Raw genomic sequence first — 13,089 nt, 5'->3', positions numbered from 1 at the left:
TTAGAAAGACTCCATCGGAGTTGCCGCTGCTTGACTTGCTCTTCAGCTTATTTCACCAAGGTAACTCTGTGCTATCGTAGGCAAAAAAACGCCCTGTTTGTGCGGGTGTAGCATTGGCAATGATGGGCAGTAAGCAGTTTGCGACATACTCAGGTGTAAACAATTTGCCTTTGGGGACACTCTGTTGAAATGGCTGAGATAATGGCGTGTCTGTCGTGCCCGGATGCAGAGACAACACCACGCCGTGTTTCATGGTGCGTTGCCACTCAATCGACAGTGTTTTGAGAAACATATTCAGCGCAGCTTTTGAGGCGCGATAGCTGTACCAGCCACCCAATCTATTATCGGTAATGCTGCCGACTCTCGCCGATATCACGGCAAATCTTGCCGAGCTACTTTGTTTTAAGGCATGGCAGAAGTGTTTAGCCAGCATGACACTGGGCAGGGTATTGAGCGTTAAATTGTGCTGGAAAAAGTCGATATCCAGTGACTGTAGGCTTTTTTCTGGTCCTTTATCTTGGGTGTGTAAGATGCCGACACAGTTAATAATCCAATCTAATTCAGTGAGTTGTTCACTTAGCTGTTTAATCTCAGCTTCATTGGTCACATTTAATGCATGCCATTGGATTTTATCCTGCCTGTCTTGGGGAAGATGATGCCTGTAGGTGGCGTGCACAGTGGCGTTGGGATAGCTTTCTTGAATTCGCTTAACCATGGCTTTGCCAATACCCCCACTCCCGCCGACGATAAGTACTTTCATAGCAAACTCTCCCTATCCAAATATCTATATCAAAATCTTTATATCAAAATCTTTATATCAAAATCTTTATATCAAACTCTTTATATCAAACTCTTTATATCAAACTCTTTATATCAAACTCTTTATATCAATGAGTCACGCTTAGCATTACTCCGCTACAAACGGTTTAGGTGAACAAGGTTGTGCTCGGCCGTGGCTAATATGGCGTGCCTTACGGGCTCGTCCATCTTGTCCCATGTGTTGTACAGCATGCCGATCCTTGGGTTCTGCGATAATCGCGCGCGGTGTTTGTCCATAAAGCGCCAATAAAAGCTATTGAACGGGCAGGCGAGTGTGCCGCTGCGCTCTTTTATCTTGTAATGACACCCGCTGCAATAATCACTCATTTTATTGATGTAAGAGCCGCTGGCGGCGTAGGGTTTAGTGCCGACAATGCCGCCGTCGGCAAACAATGCCATGCCGCGGGTGTTGGGCATTTCAACCCATTCGATGGCGTCAACATACACGCCTAAATACCACTCATCGACTTGATTTGGCTCGATTTCGGTTAATAAACAGAAATTGCCGATCACCATTAAGCGCTGAATATGATGGGCGTAGGCAAAATCTAATGATTGAGATAAGGCTTGTCGCATGCAGTTCATTTTAGTGTTGCCATGCCAAAAATAATCGGGCAGCGTCCCATGGGCATCGAGCGCATTAGTGCTGGCGTACTGCGGCATATTCGCCCAGTAAATGCCGCGAACATATTCTCGCCAACCTAATATTTGCCGCACAAATCCTTCGACTTGAGCGATATCAATCTCAGCATTCGTTTGATAACTGTCGATGGCCGCATTGATGACTTCTAACGGGCTGATTAATTTACTGTTAAGGCTGAATGATAGCCGACTATGGTACAAGCTCCACTTGGCAGGATGTTGCGCTGTCATGGCATCTTGAAAACGGCCAAAGGAAGGCAAGCAAACCTGACAAAAATACGCTAATAATTCGAGGCTTTGCGCACGGTTTATCGGCCACAGCAATGGTGCATCAATGCGACCCATGGTCGGAATTTGATGACGCTCAAGCCGAGCGAGAATTTCAGTTACATCGAAGCTAAACATCAATGGCGCTGGCAAGTCTTTTATATCCTGAGTTTTAAGTTTTTGACGGTTGTTGGCATCAAAGTTCCATTGCCCGCCGAGTGGTTTTGCGTCTTGCATCAAGATGTTGTAACGCTTACGCATGCGGCGATAAAAGTGCTCCATCATAATGTGTTTGCCGACGGGGAACTGCGCATCGATTTCGTCAAAGGGCAAGATAAAGTGCTCTGTATCGACACAGTTCACCACGGCAGTATTGAGCTTAAGTTGGCTCAATTGCTCAAGCAGGCGGTATTCATCAGGCCTTTGGTATTCAAACTTGATCGCGCCAACCTGTGTTACCTGATGTTGAATTAGCGCAGGTAGATCGCTATAGCCTTGGGTGTCATCATGAGTGTCATCCAGATTCAAATAGAGCACTTGATGCCCTTGCGCGCGCAGCTCTTGGGCAAATTGCGCCATTGCCGCAAAGAAGGCACATATTTTTTGCACATGATGCGTTACATAAGTGTTTTCTTGGTGCAATTCTGCAATCAAATACAGTACTTGCTCATCAACACGGTTAAACCAAGAATGCTGGGCATTGAGTTGATCACCTAAAATTAGCCTGACTGTATGGAATTGCTGTAATTGCATTAAGTGGACTCGTTGAATGACTTTCGCGGTTAAGCATTTCGCGATAGGATATTGCCTGACATTACGAATTGGGTTGCAGTGAGGATCACAAAGCAGGGTATTTGTCATGATTTCGACAAGGAGGTTTATCTAAACTTGGTTTGATAGCTTTTAAAGCGAAGTCAAAGTCGGGGGCTTCACCCCTTGATTCTCAATCAAGAGCCCTTGCCGAACAACGTCCATGCATGACTGCCAGTTCGCCATCCTTGGCTCTCGTTTGTACCGCTGTTTCGCAGCACTCATCCTAGCGAAGTTACATGCATTAACTCTTTATTTATAAGCAGGGCTTCGTGTTTATTCAAAATCGCTAACGCTTACGATGGTACATCCCCTATTAATTAAATAAAGAATCCGAAAGCTAACTTGGCATCCATGCCTCGCTCACGCGATTTTCTTCAACGCCCTTCGGCAACTTCGCAGGGGAAGGTGAACTTCTGAAGTTTTAGGGTTGTTTGTTAGTATTTAAAAAGAGTACTAACACTCCATTTTTAAAATTTAACAATGGGAGTCTAAATAACAAGAGCTAATTCATATAATAAGGCTGGTGGAGCACGTTTTATATTACAAAAATGAGATTGGGTATCCTTAGATATAAAAACATCGGCCTAGACCGATGTTTTGGGGTTGTCTGATGCAATAAAATTCACATAAACAGTGAGATAGCTAACCACTAATCCCAATATACTGTATAGACATGATAGCCAGCATACGGCTTAGGGGATAGTTGATGTTCGCCATAGGGCCAGCCTGTCCCCATTCCATCTGCCGCGATTCCTTCAATCCATTCTTCCACTTCCGCCAGAGGCGCACAGGTAAGAATATGAATGTTCTCAGCTGCAGGCCATAGCTCATCATCCTCAAGTGCTTCGGACCATTCATCGTGCATCCCAACATAAACACCTTGCACATCTGACCTATGTTCGATTTCTTTCAAGCAACGATAGATTTCTTTGATGGATGGTCGACCATAACCCCAATTATTGGGTGCGATAGACTCTTCATCTTCGTTTTCTAAAAAGTACTCATTTAATGTCACTACCGGACAGTGCTCTGGATCGGCGGTCGATAAGGCGCTTAATTTATTGAGTAATTCCGTTCTCGTTGTCACTGACAATACTCCATTTCTAAGATTTGTTTCCAGCGAAGGTTTAACTGTTTTATCACATATGCAGGGCAAATAATAAATCTGGCCATCCATTTTAGAGCAACAATATAATGCACTTTCAGGTTGCCTACAAAGAAGCTGTTTTCAAGACACCCAGCTTAAATGGCGTGGTAGTTAACCTCCGACTATAAGCATTAAATAAGAAGGTTTATATGCCGCGTCCTCCCAGAACTCAGATAAGCCTTGAAGACACTCCCTATTACCATTGCTATAGCTGCGTTGTGCGGCGTGCTTTTTTATGTGGCGATGATGCCTATTCTGGGAGAAATTATGACCATCGCTGTAGTTGGGTTGAGTCACTACTGTTTGAACTTGAAGCCGTTTTTGCTATCGATGTTGCAGCCTTTGCGGTGATGTCAAATCATCTACATGTGGTGCTGCCAGTCGATATCGACAGTACCAATCGTTGGACTGACCGCGAAGTGCTGGAGCAGTGGCATAAGTTGTTTAAAGGCGATGAATTAACGCAAAAATCCGTTTAAGGAGAGCTAGTTGAGGCGCATGAGGTCAACCGATTAAAGCATTCAATTGCAATTTACCGTAGCCGATTATGCGATATTTCATGCCTAAGTTTTCAAAAGAGTGCGATGTTTGAATGAGCTAATAGCAAGACAAGCAAATCAAGCAAATCAAGAAAATCAAGAAAATAACTGTACAGGCCGCTTTTAGCAGGGACGGTTTAAATCACAGGCCTTACTTGATGAAGTTGCTGATTTAAAATGGTAGGCCTGATAATTTTCATTCCATTATCCTTGACCATGTGCTCGCGGTGTTCGCGCTTCCTTATGCTGCAAATGGCGCCATAGAGCGCTTAGGGATAACTCATTTTTAAATCAAAGTCGGCGAGTCACTGGCGTAATAGTCTTAATCGTTGAGTGCATTGCTCGAAAAGTTATTATTTTATAGTATGTTACTCAATTTTAATGCGTCACTTAACGCAGCAGGAGCTTAGTTCGTATGCGGGAATATGATGGGATTGAAAAGCGTTACCAAAGGCCAGATGCCGATTTAGCTAAAAGTTTAATGATTATCGAAAATTTATTGGGTTTTACGCCGCTAGAGGATAGGTTGGAATTTGATTTGTCTTTTTGGGCTGGCGGCTCAGGTGTATTCGATAAGTTGGCGGTTTCATGTTCTGTGACTCCAGAGCAAATGGTACTCGCTCAAGATAAGTTGAGACTCTATTCCCCAGAGGCGGCGATAGCGTTGGATGAATGGCGTGATGATTTTATTTGGTTAGTGGAGGATGAAGACGTTTGTACCGATGTGCTGGTTAGGTCGGCGCATTTTATTAATGAGAATAAAGCGCCATTTCAAGATGTTTGTCTTAAAACGCAGTCTATTTATTTCGCTTACATGAGTGATGTGAATGGCTGGACTGCGGTATGGGGTCAGCAAGATAGGCTCAATTATGCTTATTTCTGCCAAGGATAGCCTTTATCTTTAAGTGATTACCGACAATCGCCAGTTAAGTGTTATTTACCAGTCCGTAATCAAGGGCGTAGTTTTCAAGCTTGGCATCGAGATCATCTAGATCTTTATAAAACTCGTCATCGAGCTTATCGAGTACGCTGTACAGGTCTTGGTTATCGGTTGCGGCTAAACGACGATCTCTGCCTATTGGTACTGGCTTTTCGCCAAACACGGCCTGTTTTGCTTGGTGCAATAAGTTTAACGAGTGGCTTGCTCCCATTTGGATAAGTCCACGTTCGGCGAAGGCGTAATGCTCACCTGAAGAGTTGTCGAAATACTGAATAAATCCACCATTATAGACTTCGCCAGATAAGCAGTTCACCGCATAGTAGTTTTGTTCCTCTGGTCTAAGCGTATAAAAACCTTGATCTTTGTTATGTACCCTTAAAACAAGATCTCGCCAAAAGGCTCGAAAGGGACAGGTTTTATCGAGTTCACGCTCTTGTTGGTAGTATTCCTTCGCACGCTCGAGGTTTGCACGTATGCCATTTTTGCAGGGCATGCATAAACCCTCATTTTTCTCGGCGGTACTCGGAAGGATTAAGGTGTTACATTCTTGGCAGGGGATTTTTTCCGACATGGTCTTTCCTTTGATACTCAAGTCAGTAAGAGAAGTCACAGCTTCACAAGCTACCCATTGTTAAATTCTCTGTTTCTAGAGTTTACATCCCACAATTAAGTGTCCATTTACCTAACGTACTAGTTGTACTTTATGTTCATGGCGATCAGCGGTTCGCGTGAGGCTTTTTCGGCGCGTAGGCGGGCGAGGTATTTTTCCCATAGATCCACTTGGTGGGTGGCGAGATCGTAGAGTACTTTCCACGAGAATAGGCCTGTGTCGTGGCCGTCATCGAAGACGATTTTCACTGCGTAATTACCGACGGGTTCTATGGCACTGATGTTGACGTTTTTCTTGTGGGTGACCAGCTTGGGGTTGCCGTGACCATGCACTTCGGCCGAGGGCGAGTAGACTCTGAGCATCTCGCAACTGAGCTGATATTGCTCACCATTGTCGAAACTGATTTCTAGAATGCGTGATTTACGTTTCAGTTTAAGATCGGTGACATTCGGCGTTGCTGTGGTCATAGGTTGGCTACCAAGAAAATGCTAAGGATAGGATAACGACTCATTAAAATAACACCTGACTAATGTAACCACTCGCGGCCAAGGATACAAAGGGTAAGCGAGAGCCTTGGTCAGGCTTTTTCGTTTAAGTCACACTTTTGCATTTGAGTCGTTCACCGCCAAGTCGTTTGGGCTTGGCGGTGAACGGGTTTTGCACTAGAGGATAAAGCGGCTGAGATCTTCGTCTTGGACTAAGTTGTCTAAGTGGGCACTGACATAGTCGGCGTCGATAACAAAGGCGGAGCCCGATTTTTCCGATGCCTCGTAGGAGATATCTTCCATCAGCCTTTCCATCACAGTGTGTAAACGACGGGCGCCGATGTTTTCGGTGCGCTCGTTCACTTGCCATGCGGCTTTAGCAATGCTATCGATACCCGATTCGCTGAATTCAACTTTCACGCCTTCTGTGCCCATCAGCGCGATATATTGCTCGGTGAGCGAGGCGTGTGGCTCGGTTAAAATGCGTTTAAAATCATTGGCTGATAATGCATCTAGCTCGACACGGATTGGTAAACGACCCTGTAATTCAGGAATTAAATCCGACGGTTTAGACATCTGGAATGCGCCAGAGGCGATAAACAGTATGTGGTCGGTTTTTACCATGCCGTGTTTTGTGGTAACAGTGCAGCCTTCGATGAGCGGCAGTAAGTCACGTTGCACGCCTTCACGGGAAACGTCTGGGCCTGAGGTTTCGCCGCGCTTACAGATTTTGTCGATTTCGTCGAGGAACACTATGCCGTGTTGCTCAACCATTTCAATGGCTTGTTCTTTTAAATCTTCTTGATTGACCAGTTTGGCGGCTTCTTCTTCGATCAATAGCTTAAAGGCTTCTTTGATCTTCATCTTGCGACGTTTTGCTGGTGCTTGGCCCATGTTTTTAAACAGACTTTGCAGCTGGTTGGTCATTTCTTCCATGCCTGGAGGCGACATGATTTCAACACCAATTTGCGGTTGTGCCACATCGATATCGATTTCTTTATCGTCTAATTGGCCTTCGCGCAGCTTCTTGCGGAACACTTGGCGGGTATTTGAGTTGGAATCGGTTTCAGTGCTTTCCCAGTCATTTTTCGGCTTAGGCAACAGCGCATCGAGAATGCGCTCTTCGGCATTTTCTTCGGCGCGTTGGCGACATTTGCCCATTTGCTGCTCGCGGGTCAGCTTGATGGCGATATCGGTCAAGTCGCGGATGATTTGCTCGACTTCCTTACCGACATAACCCACTTCTGTGTATTTAGTGGCTTCGACCTTGATAAAAGGCGCGTTCGCCAGCTTGGCTAAACGGCGGGCAATTTCAGTTTTACCAACGCCTGTTGGGCCAATCATCAGAATATTTTTTGGGGTGACTTCTTGACGGAAATCCGCGTCAAGTTGCATCCGGCGCCAGCGGTTACGCAGGGCGACAGCAACAGAACGTTTGGCCTTTTGTTGGCCAATAATGTGTGCATCCAGCTCGTGGACAATCTCACGGGGGGTCATTTCAGACATAATATTCCTCACGGGCTGTTTAGTAATTGAGTTCTTCAATCGTTTTGAATTGATTGGTGAATACGCAGATATCCGCAGCAATAGTCAGGGATTTTTCGGCGATTTCTAAGGCTGACAGCTCAGTATTTTGCAATAGTGCAAGGGCCGCCGCTTGGGCATAGTTGCCGCCTGAACCAATGGCAACTAAGTCGTGTTCTGGCTGAACGACATCACCATTACCTGTGATGATCAGCGAGGTTTCCGCATCGGCTACGACTAACAGGGCTTCGAGTTTACGCAGCATACGGTCGGTACGCCAATCTTTGGCGAGCTCAACGGCCGAGCGCAATAAATGGCCTTGGTGCATTTCGAGTTTTGCTTCGAAACGCTCGAATAGGGTGAAAGCATCGGCGGTGCCGCCTGCAAAACCTGCCAGTACCTTGTTGTGATATAAGCGACGCACTTTTTTGGCGTTACCTTTCATGACGGTATTGCCTAGGGAGACTTGGCCATCGCCGGCGATGACAACTTGATTATTACGGCGTACTGATACGATAGTGGTCACAATGAATCCTCTTCTGGCCCGCAGCAAAAGTTGCGGTGGATGATGGGATATATATGGGGATGGATGACAATAATTCAAGTAATCGCGGCAAATGCCAAAGGAGTTTGCGATCTTTCGCGCTCCTTTAGCAATAAAAATAAGCGCTTATTGGGAAAGGGTGGATCGACCTACAATAGTGCGGCCATCGAAGGGATAGTATTTAAGATCCCAGTTTTCACTGCCGAAGCTGCGATCGTCCGAGACATAGTTGAAAATGCAGTAAGCATTGGGATCGGTAATGTCGACGGCACCATACCAGTAAACAATGTCGACATTGGGAACTGTGCGCCAAGAGTATTGATCGGCAATGACAAATTCATTATTAGCCAAAAGACCTTGCCATAACTGACCACAATAATCGCCCTGCAATTTAGCACCGGCATCAGCGGTTGCAGTCTCTATTCCCTGTGGAAATCCTGTGGTGGTCGAGTCGAGTTTTCCATCACCATAACAGGCGAGATCTTGGGTATAACCTGAGTGACCGCCCGCAAGCCAGCAACTGTGATAAAGCTTAACACCAGAGGTAAAGGCCGCAAATGTGGTTTTGGCTCTGGCATCGTGAGCATCTTGGCCTAGGTTTAAAAACCGTGGTGCTGCGACGACGGCCAAGATCCCAAGGATGATAATGACCACAACCAGCTCAATTAATGTAAAACCCTTCGATGACTGCAAACGACTCATATTGCTCACCTATTTGTTAGAGGACAATATTCTAACGGAACTTTGATTTGCAATCAGTAAGCCATTGATAATATTTAGTTGTTTAACATTGCTGTTACATGGTTATGCAGCAAGATGGTAAGCCATCACTTCACCCTTCAATGCAATCAGCCGAATGTAAACGGCTTATAAAGCCATTTTGTCTATAACACGATAGCGAGTTTGTACGTAGCCATTGTCGTACTGCTGCGTGTGAATTGGCATTAATTGAATCGCTTGAGCTAAGTCGCCAAAGAGGGGAATACCTTTACCCAGTAAAGTGGGGATACGAGTGAGCGTGAGTTCCTGAATTAGCCCCGCCGCTAAAAAGCCTTGGATTGTTTGGCCGCCATCGATATAGAGATGTTTGAAGCCACGCTCTCTGAGTTGTTTGCTGATATTTACCGCATCGCCATTAAGCACTTGCACGTGCTCACTTAACGCCGCCGGTACTGTTACACCGCTGCGACTTAATACAAACACTGGGATATTTACATAGGGCCAATCGCAATCGAAGGAGAGGACTTTTTCAAAGCTTTTTCGTCCCATTACAATCGCATCGATAGTGTCGATAAAGGCATTATAACCAAAGTCTTCATCGGGATTAGTACTGGGGTGCTGATTTAAAAAGTCGATATCCCCATTGGGCGTTGCGATATAACCGTCGAGGGTCGCGGCAATAAAAACGGAGGCTTTCATTCATCTTCCTTAATGCTATTTTCGAGCGTGTTTCTCTAATGATTCTTTCAGTGTCTGTTGTTGAGCGAGGCAGTCTTGTTTTGCTTTGCCTGACATATCGTTACACATTTGACCTTTATCTGGGCCTTCCAATATGGCCGCCGCAACATAAACTGCGGCATCGGCTGCATTGCATTCTTGTTTGCTGTAGGGGGAATTTGTATCACATTTTGAATTAAGTGGCCCAACGCAGCCACTCATACAGGTTAAGACTAAGGTGCTAAAGCTGAGTAATATTAAAGGTTTGAACATTCGCTCTTCCATGATTCATATTATTTGAGGCGGTTGGAAAGTATATAACTGCTTTGCAGACGGAACTTGAACTGGATCGTTCTATTTCTACTTTAGTTGTTATTTTGGAGGAAGGCATTCGCGGATGGAAGCAAAAAAATCCCCGAGGGTATAGTTACCCTCGGGTGGAGGTTCAAAAAGCAGTGGATTTCTTGAGCGCCTGCGGGGCACAAAGGAAGGAACCTATGGTGTGATTGTGCGGGCTGATACGATATTTCACAAAGCCAAATGCGCAAACTGCGACAGCTTGTCGCAGGTAGGATGAAAACTGTGTAGTTACGGTATCTTGAATGGGCGGGGTAAAAAGGGTTTAACGTTTAAATCCTTATGCGTGGCGAGAAGGCTTAACGATTGTTTAGTGACCACGGGTGATTGACTTATAAGACAGAATTCAGATTGCCTAAGTGCTGCACTAGCTCTGCCATATTGTTCACTTCGAGTTTCTTCATGATTTTTGCGCGGTGCACTTCAATCGTGCGCAGGGACAAAAACATCGCCTCCGAGATTTGCTTGTTAGTCATGCCTTGGATCACATGGGCTAACACTTGCTGTTCGCGCTCGGTCAGTTGGTCAAATTTATGTTGCAGACTTTGCTGCTCGAAGGCCGCTTGGCTTTCACGCTGTGCCTTTTCAATCGCTTGTACTAATGCCTTACCCGATACGGGTTTTTGAAAAAAATCGCATGCTCCCTTACGAAAGGCGCTTAACGCCATAGGTAAATCGCCGTGGCCAGTGAGAAATATCACGCCTAGCGGGCTGTGGGTTTCCAGTAATTTTTGCTGCACTTCTTGGCCGGTGATTTCCGGCATTCGGCTATCTAAAATCACGCAGCCCGCCTGTGATAATGCACAGTGCTCAAGGAAGTCGCGGCCGCTGTTGAAGGTTTGCACTTGATAGCCAAATTGTCCGAGCATAAAGCCCAGTGAATCCAGAATCGCTTCATCGTCATCGACTAGATAGAGTGGCAATTTTATCGACATGGTGTTCCTTGCAGGGCGGTAAGCATGCTATCAGCTTAAGCTGGGTGCCGAGTGGGCTCAATTTTAAGCCTAGGTCTTGGGAGATACATCACTAAATTAGCCAATTCCCTCTGGGCATAAATCAGAGTTTGGCGACATTTCACAGCTTGATTTTTATCTGTGAGCTAAAGTCGTTCCATGACAATGGCATATAAGAGTGGGTAATAGAGGCGATGACGATTGACTCTTGGTGTAAAGCGATATTGATGGGATTCTTGCTGAGTATCATTGGGCTTAATCCGTCCTATGCCAACGAAGCGACAGAAGTGAACCATTTTAGAGTCGGAGTGCTGGCAAATCATGGCGTGTTACAGGCCAAGCAGCGTTGGCAACCTATGATGGATTACCTCAGTGAGCAAGTGCCTAATAGTCATTTTGAAGTCGTGCCTGTGGATTTTAATGGCATGCGTAGTCAGTTACTTGAGCATGATTTGCAGTTTATCGTCACGAACCCTGGGCAATATCTGCATCTAAGTAACAATTTCCCGTTGTCTTGGCTTGCGACAATGAAGAGCCGTAAGCATCAAGGCAGCACTTTTACCATAGGTGCGACCATTATTGTCCGCGCCGACAGCCCTATCCGTACCTTGCAGGATTTACGCGGGCGCAATGTGGTCGCCAGTGATCCGCAGGCCTTGGGGGGGTATCAAGCGGCAATGGGGTTACTGCATAAAATGGGTTTTTTACCCGAACAGTTTTTTGGGCAAGTGCGCTTCCTCGGGTTCCCGTTAGAACCGCTTATCTATCAAGTCAGAGATGGCAGTGCCGACGCCGCAATATCGCCTTTTTGTACCTTAGAGGAAATGATCGCAACGGGTCTTGTTAATCAGGTCGATTATCGGGTTATCCATCCTGCCACGCCTGCAGGATATGATTGCGAGGTGAGCACTCAGTTATACCCAAACTGGTCATTCGCTGCGGCGGATACGGTTTCTCCTAAGTTGACGATGGCGATTACCCGTGCCTTATTCGATTTACCCGCCGATCATATTGCAGCAATTACCGCCGATACTTTGGGCTGGACTGCGCCCGTAAGCCAGTTAAAAGTGATTGAGTTATTTAAAGAATTACAACTACAGGGAGCATCACCACCACTTTATCAAACCGTATACAAATGGATGGCAAAAAATAAAGAATGGGGTGGTGCACTGTTGTTAATTTTCATTATTTCCACCATTTATCACCTGTGGCTTGAATATAAGTTTCGCCAGAAAAGTGAGTTTTTAGTTAGCACTGAGCGTCAATTAAAGGACAAGGCACTGCAGCTTGAGCGACTGCAAAGTGCGGCGATTCTTGGGGAAATAGGTGCAGGACTTGCCCATGAACTCAATCAACCCATAGCCGCCATTACCCAATACAGCGAAGGTGCCATGCTGCAACTGGAAAGGCTTGGGCAAGATAATCCGGAACTCTATGATGTACTCGGTAAAATTAATGCGCAGTCGATTCGCGCCGGAGCGGTTGTGCATCGTATTCGCGGTTTACTCAAGCGGCGTCAGGCCAAGACCGAACCTTTAGATATAGTGCCAGTGGTGAAAGAAGCTTTAGCTCTGTTGCGGCGCGAGCTAGACCGAGCGAATGTGCAAGTGAATGTGCGAGTGCAGGGTGAGCCCTTTGAACTGATGGGCGATAGCGTTGGTTTAAGCCAAATGTGGGTCAATTTAGTAAAAAATAGCTTAGATGCGCTAGAAACCTGCGGCGATAATCGTGTGCGTCAATTATGGATCGATATCTATTATCATCCAAATGAAATCAAAGTGTTAGTTATTGATAATGGCGAAGGGCTACAGGGGCAGGCGAGTGAGTTGATGGCATCTTTTGCCTCAACCAAAGATGCGGGATTAGGGCTTGGCTTAGCCATCTGTAAGGATGTGGTTACTCGCCATCACGGCAGCATTCAAATCGAAAACTGTCAGCAATCCACGCAAGCTTTACTCCCTTGGCAACAGGGCTGTGTGGTGACAGTCGTACTTCCCAAGGGATAAATTACC

Annotated in this window: 13 protein-coding genes and 1 pseudogene; 3 read left to right on the top strand and 11 right to left on the bottom strand. The window is 45.8% G+C overall.

What is annotated here, in order from left to right; translation table 11 throughout:
• Positions 1 to 52 precede the first annotated feature (52 nt).
• From HGO26_RS13480 to HGO26_RS13470, 3 genes are all read right to left on the bottom strand, one after another.
• Complete coding sequence (locus HGO26_RS13480) at positions 53 to 760, bottom strand: SDR family oxidoreductase (protein ID WP_168825737.1); 708 nt, start codon at positions 758 to 760, stop codon at positions 53 to 55.
• 155 nt (positions 761 to 915) lie between these two features.
• A complete protein-coding gene (locus HGO26_RS13475; protein WP_168825735.1) occupies positions 916 to 2,481 on the bottom strand; it encodes a cryptochrome/photolyase family protein in 1,566 nt (521 codons plus the stop codon).
• Positions 2,482 to 3,190: 709 nt separating this feature from the next.
• Positions 3,191 to 3,628, bottom strand: coding sequence for a hypothetical protein (locus HGO26_RS13470; protein WP_113940113.1), 438 nt, complete (start codon positions 3,626 to 3,628; stop codon positions 3,191 to 3,193).
• A 209-nt stretch (positions 3,629 to 3,837) separates the two neighbouring features.
• Here HGO26_RS13470 and HGO26_RS13465 point away from each other — a divergent pair.
• Positions 3,838 to 4,351: pseudogene (locus tag HGO26_RS13465) on the top strand (transposase); the annotation flags it as partial.
• A 291-nt stretch (positions 4,352 to 4,642) separates the two neighbouring features.
• Entirely contained in the window at positions 4,643 to 5,119 is a 477-nt protein-coding gene (locus HGO26_RS13460; protein WP_168825733.1) for a hypothetical protein, read from the top strand.
• Positions 5,120 to 5,153: 34 nt separating this feature from the next.
• Here HGO26_RS13460 and HGO26_RS13455 read toward each other — a convergent pair whose 3' ends face one another.
• The 8 genes from HGO26_RS13455 to HGO26_RS13420 all read right to left on the bottom strand — a co-directional run bounded on the left by HGO26_RS13455 (position 5,154) and on the right by HGO26_RS13420 (position 11,059).
• Positions 5,154 to 5,738: a DMP19 family protein gene (locus HGO26_RS13455; RefSeq protein WP_168825731.1), complete on the bottom strand. Its 585-nt coding sequence runs from the start codon at positions 5,736 to 5,738 to the stop codon at positions 5,154 to 5,156.
• A gap of 119 nt (positions 5,739 to 5,857) precedes the next feature.
• Positions 5,858 to 6,244: a gamma-butyrobetaine hydroxylase family protein gene (locus HGO26_RS13450; RefSeq protein WP_063883307.1), complete on the bottom strand. Its 387-nt coding sequence runs from the start codon at positions 6,242 to 6,244 to the stop codon at positions 5,858 to 5,860.
• A gap of 195 nt (positions 6,245 to 6,439) precedes the next feature.
• Entirely contained in the window at positions 6,440 to 7,768 is a 1,329-nt protein-coding gene (gene hslU / locus HGO26_RS13445; RefSeq protein WP_105251238.1) for an ATP-dependent protease ATPase subunit HslU, read from the bottom strand.
• Between the two features lie 19 nt (positions 7,769 to 7,787).
• Positions 7,788 to 8,312 carry an ATP-dependent protease subunit HslV gene (gene hslV, locus HGO26_RS13440; RefSeq protein ID WP_006083300.1) on the bottom strand — a complete coding sequence of 175 codons (525 nt, stop codon included), beginning with the start codon at positions 8,310 to 8,312 and terminating at the stop codon, positions 7,788 to 7,790.
• Positions 8,313 to 8,456: 144 nt separating this feature from the next.
• Positions 8,457 to 9,032 carry a type II secretion system protein gene (locus HGO26_RS13435; RefSeq protein ID WP_168825729.1) on the bottom strand — a complete coding sequence of 192 codons (576 nt, stop codon included), beginning with the start codon at positions 9,030 to 9,032 and terminating at the stop codon, positions 8,457 to 8,459.
• A 165-nt stretch (positions 9,033 to 9,197) separates the two neighbouring features.
• The gene (locus HGO26_RS13430; protein WP_168825727.1) at positions 9,198 to 9,749 is read right to left on the bottom strand and encodes a dihydrofolate reductase family protein; all 552 of its coding nucleotides are present in this window, start codon (positions 9,747 to 9,749) and stop codon (positions 9,198 to 9,200) included.
• Positions 9,750 to 9,764: 15 nt separating this feature from the next.
• Entirely contained in the window at positions 9,765 to 10,040 is a 276-nt protein-coding gene (locus tag HGO26_RS13425) for a hypothetical protein (protein WP_168825725.1), read from the bottom strand.
• A 416-nt stretch (positions 10,041 to 10,456) separates the two neighbouring features.
• Positions 10,457 to 11,059, bottom strand: a complete 603-nt coding sequence (locus HGO26_RS13420; RefSeq protein WP_105251242.1) for a response regulator transcription factor — start codon at positions 11,057 to 11,059, stop codon at positions 10,457 to 10,459.
• 212 nt (positions 11,060 to 11,271) lie between these two features.
• On the opposite strand from HGO26_RS13420, the gene HGO26_RS13415 reads away from it, so the two are divergent.
• Complete coding sequence (locus HGO26_RS13415) at positions 11,272 to 13,083, top strand: sensor histidine kinase (protein WP_168825723.1); 1,812 nt, start codon at positions 11,272 to 11,274, stop codon at positions 13,081 to 13,083.
• The last annotated feature ends 6 nt before the right edge of the window (positions 13,084 to 13,089 follow it).

The sequence above is a fragment of the Shewanella oncorhynchi genome (assembly GCF_012584455.1).
GTDB lineage: Bacteria > Pseudomonadota > Gammaproteobacteria > Enterobacterales > Shewanellaceae > Shewanella > Shewanella oncorhynchi.
This window is presented reverse-complemented; position numbering and strand designations above follow the sequence as displayed.